Here is a 16,979-nt window from a genome sequence, read left to right on the forward strand (position 1 = left end):
CAACTACTTGAGGTATTCTTCAAACTAGTTGAAGACGCAATCACCCCGATTGGCCCGAAAGCTGACCGGCGTCCTCCTCGCCACCTCGCGAAAGGAATCACGGCTATGAACACCACGCCCGAGCAGAAGAGTTCCGAGGGGTTCGCGGTGCAGCGCGACCGAATCCGTGCCGAGCACCTGAAGCCGGCCGCGTCGCGACCCGCGTCGTCGGCCCGCGGTCTCCATCACACCGCATTGATCAGCGGGGACGTCGAGCGCACGGTGCGGTTTTATCAGGATGTGCTGGAGTTTCCGCTCACGGAGCTGATCGAGAATCGGGACTACTCCGGGTCGTCGCACTTCTTCTTCGACATCGGAAACGGCAACCTGCTGGCGTTCTTCGACTTCCCCGGACTCGACATCGGCCCCTATCAGGAGGTTCTCGGCGGCCTGCATCATGTCGCGATCAGCGTCGAACCCGAACGGTGGGAACACCTGCGCCGCAAGCTGACGGACGCCGGCGTCGAGCTGATCGAGCACAGCGAGGTGTCGCTGTACTTCCGCGACCCTGACGGGGCCCGCCTCGAACTCATCGCCGACCCACTCGGGGAAATGTACGGGTCACACGTTCTCTGATCGAGAGCGCCACAACCACCATTCCGACATCTCGAAAGGTGCTCCGTATGACCACTTCCGTAACTCGTCCCCCATTGGACGTCCGCCGGGCCGACGACCGCTTCAAGACCCAGGCCGGCTGGCTCGATTCCAAGCATTCGTTCTCGTTCAGCCGCCACTACGACCCCGCCAATACCCACCACGGGGTGCTGATGGTCAACAACGACGACATCGTCGTTCCCGGGATGGGCTTCGACACCCACCCACACCAGGACATGGAGATCGTCACCTGGGTGCTGCAGGGTTCGCTGGTACATCAGGATTCGATGGGGCATTCCGGGGTCATCTACCCAGGCCTGGCTCAGCGGATGAGCGCGGGCACCGGCATCTTGCACTCCGAGAAGAACGACTCCTGGCGTCTGGACGGTGTCACCGGTGCCCATGCCGACCAGCACAGCGACCCGGTGCACTTCATCCAGATGTGGGTCGTTCCCGACGAAGCCGGTATCACGCCCGGTTACGAACAACTCGAGATCGACCACGAATTGCTGGCCGGGGGACTGGTGCCGGTCGCGTCGGGCATGCCCGCGTACGCCGACCACTCGGCGATACGGATCAAGAACAAGTACGCCGCAATGCACGTTGCGCGCATGCAACCCGGTCAGGCGCCGATCGCCCTGCCCGATGCGCCGTTCCTCCATGTGTTCGTGGCGCGCGGTGAAGCATCGCTGGAGGGCGTCGGGGTGCTCGACGAAGGCGACGCCGTTCGGGTCAGCGGCGGTGGAGGTCAGCAACTGACTACCGAAACCGGTGCCGAGGTCATCGTGTGGGAGATGCACGCCGAGATCGCCGGGTAGTCGGTCGGGTTCCGAGGCGTCCGACACCCGTCGGGCGCTCCCTCGCCAACTTCCTCCAGCTGTTGGGTGACCTGGGCCACATTCGGATTCATGCTGGGTGCATGACATCATTTCCCACGCTCGACCCCGAACTCGCGGCCGCGGTCACCATGCTCCCGAATCTCGATTTCTCCGACCTGCCCTCCGCACGGGCAACATTCGACTCCCTGGTCGGCTCCCTGTTGGCTGATCTATCGTTCGACGGAGTCCGTGTTCAGGAGTTGTCGGTCCCAGGCCTCGGCGACGATCCGGACGTCGGTGTCCGGTTCTTCACGCCGGAGAACGCGGAGGGACCGCTGCCGGTTCTTCTATGGATCCACGGGGGCGGGTTCGCCATCGGAACAGCGGCCTCCAGCGACCCCTTCTGCGTCGAGGTGGTGCGGGAACTCGGGTGCGCCGTCGCAAGCGTCGAATACCGGTTAGCTCCGGAAACGCCCTTTCCGGGTCCGCTCGACGACTGCTACGCGGCCTTGACTCACCTCCACGCCCACGCGGACGACTGGGGAATCGATGCCTCCCGCATCGCGGTCGGTGGTCAGAGCGCGGGCGGTGGGCTCGCCGCCGGAACCGTCCTGAGGGCGCGCGACGAGGCCGTCGTCCCGGTCGCATTCCAGCTCCTCGACATTCCCGAGCTCGACGACCGGCTGACCACCGCCTCGATGACGACCTTCGTGGACACTCCGTTGTGGCACCGCCCCAATGCGATCCTGTCGTGGCAGTACTACCTCGGGACGTCCTACACGGGACCGGAAGATCCGAATGTGTCGATCTACGCGGCACCGGCCCGCGCAACCGATCTTCGTGGCTTGCCCCCGACCTATCTCTGCACCATGGAATTGGACCCGCTGCGTGACGAGGGGATCGACTACGCCCTCGGCCTGCTCAGGGCCGGTATCAGCGTGGAGCTGCATTCGTTCCCCGGCACCTTCCACGGGTCCGGATTGCTGGCGACGGCAGAGGTCAGCAAACGCGCGATGGCGGAGGCGCTCGACGCGCTGCGGAGAGGCTTGCGTGTGGTGTCACCAGCCTCGTAGCGTTGCTGGATGCAGGGACTGATGTACCGGCTCGCCGAGCTCGATGCGGACTCGGCGGGCCTGGTACGAGTGATCGACTATTTCGACGCGCTGGTCCGCCACGGCGCGGACACCGCTTCGATGCTCCGGGCGAGTGCCGCGCTGGCCGATTGCGTCGTCGGCATCGACATCTCGGGGTGGTCCGGTAGTTCCGAGCCACGCCGCTGTGATCCTCGCGGGCGGTGGTCTCCGCAGCCCCGGCTGGCGCCCAGTGCATCGAAGGACGTCGTGGTCGACGATGTGGTGGTCGGGTCTGTCTGGATAGAGAGGTCGGGTGCGAGTCTCCCGCTCGACGACATGCTCGTCGACCGGATGGCTTTGACCGCGGCGATCATCCTGCAACCGCGCCGTGTGCTCACCGACGCCGAGCACACACGCAATCTTCTCTTTCCGATGGACGAGCTGGCGGTGCTCACCTCGTGCGCTGCGCTGCGGATGGAACCGTCGACTCCCGTCCGTGTGCTCGTGTACACGGCCGGTGGCGGCGCGCGCCTACCGCTGCCCGGTAAGCTCGCACCCGGCCGCTCCACGGAGATCGAGGTGGACGGCGACTCGCTGATGCTGGTTGCGGAGTCATTCGTGCCGACAACGGAATTCGCCGACGTGGCCCGTTCCCGATCCGTGCAGGTGGGTCTCTCACTGGCGGCCCCGGCGTCGGACGCGAACACGCTCGTCGGTACAGCGAAATTCGCCCGTAGTCAGGCCTCGGGACCCGAACCGATCGGAAACGCGGACGACCTCGGCGCCCTCAACCTGCTGGTGGTGGGGCAGAGCCTCGCACACGCCGCGATTCCCGATCTTGTTCACGCTTCCGGACTGCGCGACTCCGAACAGGGGTCGGAGTTGCTGGCGACACTGCGGGTGTATCTACGGTCGGGAACGCTGCGGGCCGCGGCGGAGAGCATGCATCTGCATCACAGCAGCGTTGCGCACCGGCTGACCAAGCTGTCCCGGCACCTGGGTTTCGCTGTCGACGCGATCGAGAATCGGGCTCGTGCGACGGCACTGATGATGGTGATCGACAACCGGTGACGGTGCGCCTCGACTCGCCGTTGATCACCGCATTCACCCGGGTAGCACGTTCCCGTTAATCCGTAGCGACCACCTGCATGGCGAGATGAGTCGAACTTGGGCCATGATTCTGGGACGGAATGGATGGGTCCGGGAAACCGGCGGTGGACGAAAGGTCCATGGATTGTGACTGCCTCGGGTGAAGCTTCCTGGTCTGCGGAACGGTTGTTCGCAGGGCCCGGTGAGACGCGGGAACGGCTTCGCCGCCACGACTGGGCAGCCACGCCGCTGGGACCGGTCGAGACCTGGTCCGTGGAGCTGAGGGCTGCGGTCCGCACGGTATTGCCGTCGGCAGTGCCGATGCTGCTGTGGTGGGGCCCCGACCTGGTGCAAATCTTCAACGACGCCTACACGCCGGTACTGGGTGAGAAGTATCCGGCCGCGGTCGGCGAGCCGGGTGCGCAGTGCTGGGCGGAGGTGTGGGACGAGCTGGGACCGCTCGCCGAGCAGGCACTCGCGGGCGGTGAAGCGACGTACATGGAGAACCAGCAGTTGTTCCTGCGACGTCACGGCTACCTGGAGGAGACGTATTGGACGTTCTCCTACAGCCCGGTGCACGACGAAGGCGGGAACGTGGCGGGTGTCTTCGTCGCGACGACGGATGTGACGACTCGTGTGCTCGGAGAACGCCGATTGGAGACGCTCCGTCGACTGGGCATGGTCTCGACCGCCGAGGGAGACGACCCGATCGCGGATTCGTGCCAGGCGGTCATGGAGGTCCTGGCCGACAGCAGCGACGATGTGCCGGTGGCAGTGATGTATCTGCGGGAGGACATCGCTGGAGCAGCTGGAAACGGAGCGCCGCACGATCTGGTCCTGGTCGGTGCCGTGGGAACGGACCGGGGCACGGAGCTCGCACCGCGGCGCATCGCTGCGGGCGAGGGCATTCACCCGGCCGACGCGCGGGTGTATCCGCTGGTGGTGACCGGAGACTCCGAGCCGGTGGGTCTGTTGGTTCTCGGCATCAGCGCGTGCCGCGCATTCGACGACGCCTATCGCAGCTTCTTCGAATTGGTGGCCGCGAAGGTGTCGACGTTGACGTCGGACGCTCTGGCCTTCGAGTTCGAACGAGACCGCGCCGCAGCCCTCGCTGAACTCGACACCGCGAAAACGCGATTCTTCCAGAACATCAGCCACGAGTTCCGTACACCGCTGACGTTGCTCCTCGGGCCGCTGCAAACATTGGGCGAAGAGAACGGTGTGGTGTCGATCGAGGAACGGCGCGATGCGATCGCCGTCGCCTATCGGGCGGCGCAGCGGCTTCAGCGACTTGTCGACGGCTTGCTGGACCTCTCCACCGCCGCCGGCGGCACACTCGAGCAGAAACCGGAATCGACCGACATCGGCAGGTTGACCGCCGACTGTGTGAGCATGTTTGCCTCCGCAGCCGAGGACGCGGGGCTTCTCCTCCGAACCGACATCGACGAAGGTGTGGGACTGGTCGACGTCGACCAGGAAATGTGGGTGAAGGTCGTCCTCAACCTGGTGTCGAACGCCCTCAAATACAACACCGACAGCGGCTCTGCCGACGTGTCACTTCGGCAGGAAGACAACCATCTGATCTTGCGCGTGGCCGATACCGGCGTCGGAATTCCGGCCGACGAGCAGGACCGGGTGTTCGAACGTTTCCATCGGGTCGAGGGGGCAGCGCCCAACAGTGGCGGCGGTGTGGGCATCGGTCTTTCCCTCGTCGCGGATCTCGCCGAGGCGCTCGGCGGATCCGTCGTCCTCGACAGCACGCTGGGACGGGGAAGCACCTTCACGGTTCGCGTGCCGCGCGTGGCGGCGCCGGCGGCTGTTCCCACCAACCCGGCACGAGTGGACGCCACTGCATACTTCAGCGAGATAGTGCAGCGGGAGCCGGTCCCGCCCTCCCCGGTGCCTGTGGCAGCGGACGACGATGCGCCGCGGTACCGCATTCTGCTGCTCGAAGACCACAGCGATCTCCGGGCCTACCTGACCCGACTGCTCGCGGGGCAAGGCTGGGACGTCGACGCCGTGCCGGACGCGGATACCGCTTGGCGTCGTCTGGCGGATCGGCGACCGCATCTGGTTCTCAGCGATGTGATGATGCCCGGTCGTGACGGAATCACCTTCCTGAAGGAACTCCGTGCGGACGAGTCGACGGCGCGGCTGCCCGTCGTTCTCCTCACTGCTCGCGCGGGCACCGAGTCGGCAGTCGACGGTTTGAGTCAGGGCGCCGACGACTACATCGTCAAACCCTTTCAACCGGCCGAACTGGTGGCGCGAATCCGTGTCCACCTGGAATTGTCCTGGTTCCGGGAGACACTCATCGCGGACGGTGAACGCGAGACCGATCAGCTGCGCACCGCACTGGACACCCGCACCACGCTGAGTCAAGCGGTAGGCCTGACGATGGCGGCGTTCCAGTGCGACGCGGACACGGCCTTCGAGAAGCTGGTCACGTATTCGCAGCACCGCAACGTGAAACTGCGGGAAATCGCGTCGGACATCGTCGACAACTTCACGGCCGAGTCCGCCGGCCGGGCCGCGAACTAGCCTTCGGCTACCTGTTGGGCGGTGGCGTACGCGAGTTGCAGGAAGTCCGCGCCGGCCAGAGCCGCCATCGCATCGGCCACCATGCGTGTCGCCCGGGGTGCGAAGACGTGCCCGATGGTGAAACCGGTGATCACCCAGACATCGAAGCAGAACGGGCAGGTCAGCAGTTCGCCGATGCTGTGCTTGACACCGTCGGAGGCCTGCGGCTTCTCCATCACCTCGCCGGGCCCCCCGTCCCCGGCCCGCTCGGTGAACGGTGCGCGGAGCGGCGTGGTGACGGCGTCCTTGGTCACCGTGCGGGAAAGTTTGTGCGCCGCAAACGCAGTGATGACGAGTTCTCGCACGGTCATGGCCCGCGGGAGCTGCCGGTTGGTGAGAGCGCCGAGCACCGTGACCACGGCGACGACGAAGGTGTACGCCGCCATCGTCGCCGCGTAGCCGTTCAGGGAGCGTTCGCGCCCGGTCGAACTCTGTTCGCGCTCGCCTGTTGTCGCACTCCGTTCGCGTTCCGGCGCCTGTGCCACGTTCATCCACTTTCCCCTTGTTCGCTGTGCCGAGTGCGTTGTCAATCCACGATGGGAAAGAGCGAGTCGCCGTCCTCGGGAGTGCCGTCGACCTGACCTTTGTCGACCCGTGAATCTTCGACGATCACGCCGTCGACGACCTCCGCGGACTTTCTGCCCTCGCCCGAAATCTCGACGTCGTCGTCGAGGACTCGGTCGACGTCCTCCTCGGTCAGGGAGTCGTCCGGTGCGGCGGCCACGGGAATGTCCGGCGGCACCTCGACCTCGACGTCGGGCTCTTCCTCGGACAATTTCTCGTCGAGCGTCTCGCCTTCACGCTCTTCGCGTGGTGTCATGCCGAACTTGTCGGCCTCACTCCAGTGCTCCGGCGGGTCGACGACGTCGTCGCCGTCGTTGTTCCGCACGTCGTCGGGGTCGAGGCTTTCGGCTGGGTTGAGGGTGTCACCAGGACCATCTTCGATACTCATAGTTGTTGCGTGCCCGATCGAGTAGTCACCGAAACATTGGCTGTCACGGCCGGAAGACGGCCCGAACACACCCTTCCTGCTTGCTCTTGAACACCTGGTATCCGCGCACTGCCTCCTCGAGGGACATGTCGTGGGTGATCAGATATGAGGGATCGAGATCGCCCTGCTGGATGTAATCGAACATCCGCGACATGTACCGCTGACCGTGTTGCTGTGCCGTCCGGATCGTCAGACTCTTGTTGGTCACCACACCCATCGGGAACTTGTCCGTCAGTCCGTAGATGCCCAGGACAGACACGATGCCGCCTTTACGGCAGGCGAGGATCGCTTCGCGCAACGGGGTGGCCCGGTCGGATTCGAGCCTCAGCAGTTGTTTGGCGCGGTCGTAGAGTTGCTGCAGCCCGGTGCCGTGCCCTTCCATGCCGACAGCGTCGATGCACGCGTCCGGGCCCCGCCCGCCGGTGGTTTCGCGTAGCGCCTCCTGCACGCTGTCGACGGACGTGTAGTCGATGGTTTCCGCACCGAACTCCCGACGTGCCAACGCAAGTCGCTCAGGATAACGATCGATGACGAGGACCCGTTCCGCGCCGAGGAGACGGGCAGTGTGTGCGGCCATCAGCCCGACGCCCCCGCTGCCCCACACTGCGATCGTGTCGCCGGGCGAGATGTCGCAGAAATCCGCGCCCATGAGGCCGGTGGGGACGGCGTCGGAGAGGAACAGGGCTTGCTCGTCGGTGATGCCGTCGGGGATGGTGAAGCAGTTGACGTCGCCGAACGGCACGCGGATGTACTGTGCGTGGGAGCCCTGATATCCGCCGAACGGGTGGGTATACCCGTAGATGCCGCCCGTGGGGTAGCCGAAGACCGCTTGCTGCAGTTCGGCATTCGGATTCGTCGTGTCGCAGACCGAGTACAAGTCGTGGTCGCAGTACCAGCACGAGTTGCATCCGATGAACGACGGAACGACCACGCGGTCACCCACCCTGGTGTCGGTCACTTCGGGACCCACGTCCACCACTTCACCCATGAACTCGTGACCGAACACGTCACCTTCCCGCATGCCCGGCAGGTATCCGTCGATGAAATGAAGGTCGGAACCGCAGGTAGTGGTCAGCCGTACCTGCACGATGACATCATGTGGATTGACGAGTTCGGGGTCGTCGACGGTCTCGACTCTCAGGTCGTTGACGCCGTTCCAACACAGTGCACGCATGGGTTCTCCTCGTTCAACGAGCGGCGTGACGCGCGCTCGGATTGTGCCTGAGAGTGGGCAGTTCGCCGGTCTGCAAGAGCGCGCGGGCACGGTAGAGAGCCTTGAATGTCGCCGCGCCGGTAAGGATGTCGGGCACCGGCGTCTTCGCCCGGATCGTCACCTCGGTGCCGAGATCGTGCGGTGCGTCGCGAAACGTGAGCTCGACCTCTGGTGGATCGGCCGTGGAGCTCTGGGCCGTGGAGTCCTCACCCGTCTCGCCGACGAACCGCAGACTGCCGTCTTCTTCCACCAGCGTGGTATTCCAGGTGGTGGGCTCGTCGGCGCCGGGATTCAGTGTCCACTCGTAGCTACCGGGTTCGGTCGACCGGACCTCGGCGACATCGCCGAGCACCTCGGACAATTTCCCGGGGTCACGCCAGAACTGTTCCACCTCCGAGCGGGGCCTGCTGATCGTCAACGTCTGACTGTTTCCGCTGCCGGCGGTGGAGTCGACCAGCTTCCCGACCAAGTCGGTCAGCTGTTCTCTCGCCTTGTCGATGTAATGCACGGGTCCTCCCTTCGTCTGTTCCGCGTTACCCGGATCCTGCGGACGGAAACAGTCGGAAAGGGCCGATTCCCGCCCTGTCGGGGGTACGAGCCTGGCGGATCGGGTACACGCAGTCCATGACAGACCAGCAGATCCCGGATCCCCCCGACCATGCGAGGCCAGAGCAGGCGACGGACGAAGAGGTCGCCGCGGCCGGCAAATTGTCCGAGGCCCTCGAGACGGTGGAACGTGCCCGCGGACGTTTGTACGACTTCCATCAGCTGATCGGTCACGCCGACCTGATGTTGGACGAGGCGGTCCAGAAGCTGCGTGAGGCAGGACGTGACGACATCGCCGAGCAGGTGGAAAAGGAGCTGGTGGGCCGCAACGTCCTGCACGGGAGATGGACGTTCCAGATAGTCGAAGACTTCGACGACCACTACTGGTCCACCTTCCGGGACTGTGAGGCCACCGTGCGCGGCCAGCTGTGCGGCGGACGCCGGCACGTGTTCGAGTCCGAGATGAAGGAGTCCCGTCGAACGCACGGACAGCCCAGGCACGAAGCGCGCCCGTAGGCCGCGAAACCCAGTTCCGCCGCCGTTTCCGAGAGAAGGTTCCCGGGTAGGAGAAGACGATGGTCGATGAAAAGCAAGCCGAACCGGATCCCGACGATCCCCGCAAACCGGACTCGCCCACGGAGCTGACGAAACCGTCGTGGGGGTACGTTCTGCGGAAGACAGCGCACGAGTTCGGCCGCGATCAGTGCACCGATCTAGCGGCCGCGTTGACGTACTACGCCGTCCTGTCACTGTTCCCTGCCCTGCTCGCGCTGGTGTCGCTTCTCGGCGTTTTCGGACAGGGACAGCGCACAACAGATTCGGTGTTGCAGATCGTCGACGACCTCGGACCCTCGTCCGCAGTGGACACCTTGCGGGACCCCATTGCCCAGCTCGTCCAAACACCCACTGCCGGTATGGCATTGATCTTCGGTCTCCTGGGCGCCGTATGGTCGGCGTCGGGTTACATCGGCGCGTTCGGCCGCGCCATGAACCGCATGTATGAGGTCGACGAAGGGCGTCCGGTGTGGAAGTTGCGTCCGTTGATGCTGCTGGTCACACTGATCGGACTCCTGCTCGTGGCGGTGGCGGCCGTCATGCTGGCGCTGAGTGGGCCGGTTGCCCGTTCGGTCGGTGACGCCATCGGATTCGGCGACACTGCCCTAACCGTGTGGAACATTGCCCGGTGGCCGTTCGTGCTGGGAGTGGTCGTCGTCGCGGTCGCGATCCTGTACTACGTGACACCCAACGTGAAGCAGCCGAAATTCCGCTGGATCAGTGCGGGCGCATTTCTTGCGATTGTGACGTGGATCGTGGCGTCGGTCCTCTTCGGTCTCTACGTCTCGAATTTCGGCAGTTACAACAAAACGTACGGTTCTCTCGCCGGGGTCATCGTGTTTCTGCTGTGGTTGTGGATCACCAACTTGGCGTTGCTGTTCGGAGCCGAGCTCGATTCCGAACTCGAGCGAGGCCGGGAACTGCAAGCCGGACTGCCGGCGGAAGACGAACTGCAGCTTCCGCCGCGCGACACCCGCGTGTCCGACAAGAATGCCGAGAAGTACCAGAAGTACATCGAGCAGGGACGAGCGCTTCGCGAGAGCGACGGGAACAGTGCTGAACCCGACGCGGTACCCGAAGAACAACAGCGTTAATCACATCAGGAGTATTCGGTCCGACGGATTTTCTCACCCGATCGCGCCCGGAACGCTGACCCGAGCAGTGCCGAATAGTTACGGTGGTCGTCATGGCGGAACGCGGTGCTCGTCCCAAAGTTCCCGTAGTGCGCAGATTCATGCTGCGCGCGGTGCGGCATCTCTTCAGCCCTCTCCGCCCGGACGACTATCTGGAGCTCATCAATCCGCTGTGGACCACCCGTGAATTGCGGGGACGGGTGGAGCGGGTCGAGCCCGCCAGTGCCGACTCCGCCACGGTCGTGATCCGCCCCCAATACGAATGGTTCGGGCACGAGGCCGGACAGTATGTGCGCCTCGGCGTCGTCCTCGACGGCGTCTACTACTGGCGCGCGTACTCGCTCACCTCGGACCCCGACCCGGATGACGGGCTGATCAGCGTCACGCCGAAGCTGGTGGAAAGCGGCACGGTGTCGCCGTACCTCGTCCGCGACATCCGCCCCGGGGACATCGTGCGTCTCGGTGAGGTGGAAGGCACCTTCACCCTCCCGGACCCCTTGCCCGACAAGTTGCTGTTCATCAGCGCCGGCAGCGGTATTACACCGATCATCAGCATGCTCCGCAGCCTCGACCACAAGAATGCGGTCGACGACGTGGTCGTCGCGCACTCGGCCCGCAGCGAGGAGCAGGTCATGTTCGATTCGACGCTCCGCGATCTCGACCGTCGCCACGACGGGTTCCGGCTGGTGCTCCGCCTCACCGGGAAGGAGGGCCGGCTGACACCGGACGCGCTCGCCGAACCGTGTCCCGACTGGCGTGAACGCGAGGTGTTCGCGTCCGGTCCGGGCGAGATGCTCGATCAGCTGGTGGAGCATTGGAACGACCACGGCGATCCGCAGCGCCTGCACATGGAACGCTTCCAGCCCGTGATCGGTGGCGACGATTCCGGCGGTGAAGGAGGCGAAGTCCACTTCTCGGACAGCGACGTGAAAACCGAGGTCGACGGGGGAACACCGATCCTCGTTGCCGGGGAGAACGCCGGCTTGACGCTCCCGTTCGGGTGCCGCATCGGGATCTGTCACACGTGCGTCGGGACATTGAAATCGGGCAGGCTTCGTGACCTGCGAACCGGGGACGTCGTCGACGACGCCGTCGGACAGGCGGTCCGCACCTGCGTTCACACCGCAGAAGGTGACATCGAAATCGAGCTGTGAAATAGGGGAAGGACCTGCTGGTGAGTATCGACATCGAGAGCCCGCTCGCACATCTGAGTGACGACACCATCGAGGCGCTCGGACGCGAGTTCGACGCCATCCACGACGAGATCTACGCCGATCTCGGTGAACGCGACCGCAGATACATCAAGTCCGTCATCGCCGCGCAACGTCAGCTGGCGGTCGCCGGCCGAGTTCTGTTGCTCGGTTCGGTCAGCAAACCTGCTTGGCTGGCCGGAACCGCCTGTCTGGGGATGGCGAAGATCCTCGAGAACATGGAAATCGGCCACAACGTGATGCACGGCCAGTGGGACTGGATGAACGATCCCTATATTCACTCGTCCACGTGGGACTGGGACACGGCGTCGACCGCGAAGGCGTGGAAGCACTCGCACAATTACATCCACCACACCTATACCAATATCCGGGGGAAGGACAAAGATCTCGGATACGAGATCATGCGGATCGACCCGAAGCAGCGATGGCACCCCGTCTATCTTGCCCAGCCGTTCTACAACGTCGTGCTGATGGCATTTTTCGAATGGGGTGTCGCGCTCCACGACATGGACCTCGAGGCGGTCCGCTCCGGTGAGAAGCCGTTGAAGGACGTGTGGCAGGACCTCAAAGGGATTGGCGGAAAGGCTCGCGCCCAGGTCGTGAAGGACTATGTCGGCTGGCCCTTGATCAGTGCAGGCGCCTTCGGGCTCGCACAACTCGCCGCCCGCGGACGACTCGGTCAGCCGGCAACGTCGAAAGCGGGCCGACTGCTGCGCGGCAAGCGGGCTCGCGGCCGGTGGTCGTCGGTCGCGGACGTATTCGACCGCATGTTGCCCGGGTTGGAGCGGACGTTTCTCGCCACCGCGCTGGCCGACTTCACCGCCAACATCATCCGCAACGTGTGGGCGCACGGCATCATCTTCTGCGGCCACTTCCCAGATCAGACGTACACCTTCAGTGAGAAGGAGGTGGAGGACGAAACCCGGGGCGGCTGGTATGTGCGTCAACTGGTGGGCGCCGCGAACATCGACGGCAGCCCGCTGTTCCACATCATCAGCGGCAACCTCGGGTATCAGGTCGAACACCACCTCTACCCGGATATGCCGAGCACCCGCTATTCCGAGGTCGCACCGAAGGTGAAGGACATCTGCGAACGGTACCAATTGCCGTACAACTCGGGACCGTTGATGCAGCAGTGGGGAATGGTGCACCGGACGATCCTGCGGTTGGCATTTCCGGGCGGGAAGCCGCGTCCTAAGCCAGGACCGTACCGCGGGGAGAAGGGCACCGACGGCGGCAAACGAAGCGAGGCGGCGGCGTTCCGTAGCCGCGTACCCGCCGACAACCCTGCAGCCGGGCCCGAACACGACTCCGGCGGAGTGGAAGTGACGCCGCCACCGCGAGATTGACGGGATGCCCACGATGGGCCGTCGCCCCGGGTGCGGTGCGCACCCGGACGGCGGTGGTGTCAGGATATGGTGCGGTTCAGGGCTTTCCGCGGGCTGGGGTCTGCTCCGCGACACCGTGGCGCAGCGGAGTGTTGTCGGACGGTGAGTGGGACGGATCCACGGGAGAACCGCCTGCCGCCCCGGCAACCGGCGGCGAATTGGTCGGGTCACCACCGGAGGGCTCAGCCCGGCGCAGCGCCCGAGGGTCGAGTGCCTCCTGGAGCTTCGGCTTGTGGGGCCGATACGTCCCCGCCGAGTCGAAGGGGACGCTCGTTCGATCTGACGCAACGAGCGTCCCGCTCGTCGCGAGGTGGAGGGCGCGATGCGACGCAGCGATTAGTGGAGCACAAAACTGCTCCCGCGTCCTCCTCCTGTTCTCGCCCGCAGACGTCGGGGAACGCGAGAGAAATGGCCAGACGCAGGAACCTGCGGTGGCAGCGTCGAGTCGATGGACCGACGACGAGAATCGGTTCCTCGCGGACCCGCAGCCGCTGGGCGGCAAGGGCGGTGCGCCCGCGCCGGATCCGAAACTCTATGCGACGTACGGCGGGAATCTGGGTTAACCGGCCTCGAGCGCACTGGGCACGGAAAAGGGTCTCGTCGGCAAGGTGAAGGAAGCGCTCGACCCGGACAAACCGTGACCGCTATTCGTCGGTAGCTCCCCGACCTCGGCGACTGCCCCGATACGCCCCGATTCGCGCTGCGGCAAGCCACTCGGGCCGCAGCGCGATCGAGGGTGGGCAGTTCACTACCGGATCGAAAGACGGCTGTTCGTCATCCGCGAGGTCACGCACGTCGCTCAGTACGACACGCCCTGAGGGCGTGGGTGAATTGGTGAAAGTAGCCAGTTGTAAGGAGAACACGAGCGGCGCGATCGCGAGGGCATCGGCGAGTGCGTTGATCGACGTCGTCGGTGGGTGCTCACCCACGGGCTCGGCCAGCACCCAGGTGGGCGGTCCGCCCGTCGAGGAGAGCGGCATGAGACTGCTGTACCGGGCGGTGTTCCATCCCGTTGCAGGAAGCGGCAGCATGCGGGTCAGCGACGAGGTGCCCGAGCTCGCCAACAGTAGATCCCACGGCGTGGGGCCCTCGTCCAGGTCGATCCGCAGAGCGAGACCCAGTACGTCGGGGATCATGGACGGAGTACCGATTCCGCCGGACATCCGCGCGGTCACCGGCAACGAGATTCGGGTACGTCCCGGCCACCAGGACGAGTTGAATTCGACTGTGCCGCCGATGACCAGCCCCTTGGGGTGGAACACCCGTGCATGGCGGACGGACGCGGCAATGCGGAACGGGCCCACGAATGCGCTGCGTACGGTGTCGAGTGCTCGTCCGGAATCGACCATGGTGCCTTCTCCTCGGTGAGGTGTGCGGAAACCTGCGTCAGATGAGTCTTGTTCCATCGTCGGTGACCCGTGTTCCCCGCACAACTCCGACTGCACCCCTGATCTGCCGGTGTGAGGGAAATATGCCGGTGTGAGATGCCGGCACCTGGGTAATCGGCACCGTGATCGCCGACTGTTTCTCCCAGTGAAGAGGGGTTCTTTCGTGACCGAGCAACCGTACGTTCCCACGGGAACGGCTGGGCAGACCACCACCGTCAAGCGCCGCACTTCCGTACCCGCGGTACTTACGACCATTCTCGCGCTCGTCCTCCTTGCTGCGCTGATCGTGTTCGTCGTGCAGAACGGTGACACCACGCGTATCAGCTACTTCGGCTGGGATCTGGACCTCGCTCTGGGGCTGTCCTTACTACTCGCCGCAGTTCTCGGCTTCATTCTCGGCATGCTGACCTCGGCAATTCTGCGGCTCCGTAGACGGAGAAACCACACCACGGAGGGGTGAGAACTATGACCATGGCACGCCCACTGGCTCTCGTCACCGGAGCGTCGCGGGGAATCGGGCTCGAACTGACCAGATTGTTCGTCAAGGACGGTTACGATCTCGTCGTCGTGGCGGACTCCGATGCCCTGGACTCCGCCGTCACCGAACTGAGGTCGACGGGTGCCGGTGTGATTCCCGTGCGCACCGATCTGCGCACCGAACAGGGCGTGGCGACGGTGTGGGAGGCGATCACCACAGACGGCCGCCCGCTCGCTGCCGCTGCACTCAATGCGGGTGTGGGACATGGCGGTGCGTTCGTCGACACCGACCTCGCCGACACGTTCGCCATCATCGACCTCAATGTGAGGTCGACCGCGCATTTGACCAAACTCGTGCTCGACGACATGGTCTCCCGCGGTGAGGGGCGGATACTGATCACCTCGTCCGTGGCCTCCACGATGCCCGGTCCATATCAAGCCGTCTACAACGCCTCCAAGTCGTTTGTGCAGTCGTTCGCGGAGGGGCTGCAAGGGGAACTGAAAGACAGCCCGGTCACCATTACGTCACTGATGCCCGGGCCCACGGACACCCACTTCTTCAGCCGCGCCGAGCTCGACGACACCAAGCTCGGTCAAGGTCCCAAGGGTGATCCTGCCGAGGTCGCCAAGCAGGGCTACGAGGCCATGATGAAGGGTGAGCGCAAAGTAGTGGCCGGGTCGATCATGTCCAAGGCGATGGCGGCGGTGAACACGGTGACTCCGGACGCGGTCAAGGCGGCAGCGCATCGTCTACTCGCCAAACCAGGATCCGGCCGGTGACCTGACACGTTCAGTCCACGGTAGGTATCGCACTCATAAGCGCGTCGAGTTGTTCGCGGCCCGCACGGTCGGAGACTTCGGCAAGATCGGCTGTCCTGCCAGCGGACCGCACCGCGTGGAGTTACGTGATGTGTCCCGAGGAGAAAGTGGGGCATGACGCCATGCACGTCGTAGGTTTCTGTGCGGTGATGTGTCACGGTCCCCCCTGCGGGTACCCGCAACTATGAATCTTCCCCATTTCACCCCCGCATGCGCGAAGAAGCTCTGCGCGCGTTGTGCAGCCGTGGCATTCCTCCTCGGCGGTGGAGTGGCCACCCAAGCCGGTTCGGTGAACGCCGCTCCCTCACCGGATGGGGTCGACACCGTCCCCGACCGTACCTCGCTGTCCTTCGCACACTCACCCAGCGGAATGCGGGTGGGTACCGCCAACTCCGCGGAGGCCCGACCCGGCCTGTCGACCGTCAAACTGTATGTGGCCGACTACATGCTCCGACACGGAGACGGTTCTGCCGAGGACCGTGAGCTCGGTCAGCGCATGATTCGGGACAGCGACGACGGCGCCGCCTCCCAGGCGTACGCCAAATATCCGCACTCCATCGACGCCGTGGCCCGCGAGTACGGTCTCACTGCAACGCGAGGCGCCGCCTTCTGGGGCAACTCGAGCACCAGCACGGCCGACACCGTCACCTTCCTGGAGGCGAAGAAGGCCACCGACCCGTCGAGTCCCATTCTCGGCTGGATGGCCACCGCCGCCCCCGTCGCGGCGGACGGAACGACCCAGGACTGGGGAACGAGCACGCTTCCCTCCGTCGTAGGCACCAAATGGGGCTGGTCCGACTACGGACCGGACATTGTCGCATCGGCCTCGTTCGGTCCCGACTTCTCGGTGGCCGCCAACACCTACGGGAGCAAGGAGCAGCACACATCGGACGTCCAGGGCGCGTTCGGTCCCGAACAGACGCCTGCGCCGGACCAGGTGCCGGTGCGCGAGCTGATCGAGCGTCTCGACACCACCGACAATCCCGTCGTCAGTCAGCTGGCCACGGCCATCCCACCCGAATGGACGCTACCGGCGGACATTCTTCCCGCCCCGTGACTGCTTAT

17 protein-coding genes and 1 pseudogene are annotated in these 16,979 nt (G+C 64.8%); 13 read left to right on the plus strand and 5 right to left on the minus strand.

The window, feature by feature from the left end:
* Positions 1-105: 105 nt before the first annotated feature.
* From R4P95_RS12415 to R4P95_RS12435, 5 genes are all read left to right on the plus strand, one after another.
* Positions 106-615, plus strand: coding sequence for a VOC family protein (locus R4P95_RS12415; RefSeq protein ID WP_213575797.1), 510 nt, complete (start codon positions 106-108; stop codon positions 613-615).
* Positions 616-662: 47 nt separating this feature from the next.
* Complete coding sequence (locus tag R4P95_RS12420; protein WP_317744360.1) at positions 663-1,451, plus strand: pirin family protein; 789 nt, start codon at positions 663-665, stop codon at positions 1,449-1,451.
* Between the two features lie 101 nt (positions 1,452-1,552).
* Complete coding sequence (locus R4P95_RS12425) at positions 1,553-2,524, plus strand: alpha/beta hydrolase (RefSeq protein WP_213575799.1); 972 nt, start codon at positions 1,553-1,555, stop codon at positions 2,522-2,524.
* Positions 2,525-2,533: 9 nt separating this feature from the next.
* The gene (locus R4P95_RS12430) at positions 2,534-3,595 is read left to right on the plus strand and encodes a helix-turn-helix domain-containing protein (RefSeq protein WP_317744359.1); all 1,062 of its coding nucleotides are present in this window, start codon (positions 2,534-2,536) and stop codon (positions 3,593-3,595) included.
* A gap of 123 nt (positions 3,596-3,718) precedes the next feature.
* The gene (locus R4P95_RS12435; RefSeq protein ID WP_411567407.1) at positions 3,719-6,154 is read left to right on the plus strand and encodes an ATP-binding protein; all 2,436 of its coding nucleotides are present in this window, start codon (positions 3,719-3,721) and stop codon (positions 6,152-6,154) included.
* Here the strand turns inward: R4P95_RS12435 and R4P95_RS12440 are convergent.
* From R4P95_RS12440 to R4P95_RS12455, 4 genes are read right to left on the minus strand one after another with little or no spacing between them, the layout of a single operon-like run.
* Positions 6,151-6,684, minus strand: coding sequence for a DUF1360 domain-containing protein (locus tag R4P95_RS12440; RefSeq protein ID WP_213575801.1), 534 nt, complete (start codon positions 6,682-6,684; stop codon positions 6,151-6,153). The genes R4P95_RS12435 and R4P95_RS12440 overlap by 4 nt on opposite strands.
* Positions 6,685-6,719: 35 nt before the next feature.
* Positions 6,720-7,145, minus strand: coding sequence for a hypothetical protein (locus tag R4P95_RS12445; RefSeq protein ID WP_159923143.1), 426 nt, complete (start codon positions 7,143-7,145; stop codon positions 6,720-6,722).
* 43 nt (positions 7,146-7,188) lie between these two features.
* Complete coding sequence (locus R4P95_RS12450) at positions 7,189-8,358, minus strand: zinc-dependent alcohol dehydrogenase (RefSeq protein WP_317744357.1); 1,170 nt, start codon at positions 8,356-8,358, stop codon at positions 7,189-7,191.
* Positions 8,359-8,371: 13 nt separating this feature from the next.
* On the minus strand, positions 8,372-8,905 hold the full coding sequence (locus R4P95_RS12455; RefSeq protein ID WP_317744356.1) for a hypothetical protein: 534 nt from the start codon (positions 8,903-8,905) through the stop codon (positions 8,372-8,374).
* 116 nt (positions 8,906-9,021) lie between these two features.
* On the opposite strand from R4P95_RS12455, the gene R4P95_RS12460 reads away from it, so the two are divergent.
* The 5 genes and pseudogenes from R4P95_RS12460 to R4P95_RS33565 all read left to right on the plus strand — a co-directional run.
* Positions 9,022-9,459 carry a hypothetical protein gene (locus tag R4P95_RS12460; protein WP_317744355.1) on the plus strand — a complete coding sequence of 146 codons (438 nt, stop codon included), beginning with the start codon at positions 9,022-9,024 and terminating at the stop codon, positions 9,457-9,459.
* A 59-nt stretch (positions 9,460-9,518) separates the two neighbouring features.
* Positions 9,519-10,592 (plus strand): YihY/virulence factor BrkB family protein, encoded by a 1,074-nt coding sequence (locus R4P95_RS12465; RefSeq protein ID WP_317744354.1) that lies wholly within the window; start codon positions 9,519-9,521, stop codon positions 10,590-10,592.
* 92 nt (positions 10,593-10,684) lie between these two features.
* The gene (locus tag R4P95_RS12470; RefSeq protein ID WP_317744353.1) at positions 10,685-11,785 is read left to right on the plus strand and encodes a ferredoxin reductase; all 1,101 of its coding nucleotides are present in this window, start codon (positions 10,685-10,687) and stop codon (positions 11,783-11,785) included.
* 20 nt (positions 11,786-11,805) lie between these two features.
* Entirely contained in the window at positions 11,806-13,191 is a 1,386-nt protein-coding gene (locus tag R4P95_RS12475; RefSeq protein ID WP_317744352.1) for an acyl-CoA desaturase, read from the plus strand.
* Between the two features lie 509 nt (positions 13,192-13,700).
* Positions 13,701-13,871: pseudogene (locus R4P95_RS33565) on the plus strand (catalase); the annotation flags it as partial.
* Positions 13,872-13,874: 3 nt separating this feature from the next.
* On the opposite strand, the gene R4P95_RS12485 reads toward R4P95_RS33565, so the two are convergent.
* The gene (locus tag R4P95_RS12485) at positions 13,875-14,579 is read right to left on the minus strand and encodes a hypothetical protein (RefSeq protein WP_317744349.1); all 705 of its coding nucleotides are present in this window, start codon (positions 14,577-14,579) and stop codon (positions 13,875-13,877) included.
* A 202-nt stretch (positions 14,580-14,781) separates the two neighbouring features.
* Between R4P95_RS12485 and R4P95_RS12490 the strand changes: the two genes are divergently transcribed.
* From R4P95_RS12490 to R4P95_RS12500, 3 genes are all read left to right on the plus strand, one after another.
* Entirely contained in the window at positions 14,782-15,078 is a 297-nt protein-coding gene (locus R4P95_RS12490; RefSeq protein ID WP_317744348.1) for a lipopolysaccharide assembly protein LapA domain-containing protein, read from the plus strand.
* A gap of 5 nt (positions 15,079-15,083) precedes the next feature.
* On the plus strand, positions 15,084-15,875 hold the full coding sequence (locus R4P95_RS12495; RefSeq protein ID WP_317744347.1) for an SDR family NAD(P)-dependent oxidoreductase: 792 nt from the start codon (positions 15,084-15,086) through the stop codon (positions 15,873-15,875).
* 223 nt (positions 15,876-16,098) lie between these two features.
* Complete coding sequence (locus tag R4P95_RS12500) at positions 16,099-16,971, plus strand: hypothetical protein (RefSeq protein WP_317744346.1); 873 nt, start codon at positions 16,099-16,101, stop codon at positions 16,969-16,971.
* The last annotated feature ends 8 nt before the right edge of the window (positions 16,972-16,979 follow it).

The sequence above is a fragment of the Rhodococcus sp. IEGM 27 genome, from assembly GCF_033142305.1.
GTDB lineage: Bacteria > Actinomycetota > Actinomycetes > Mycobacteriales > Mycobacteriaceae > Rhodococcus_F > Rhodococcus_F oxybenzonivorans.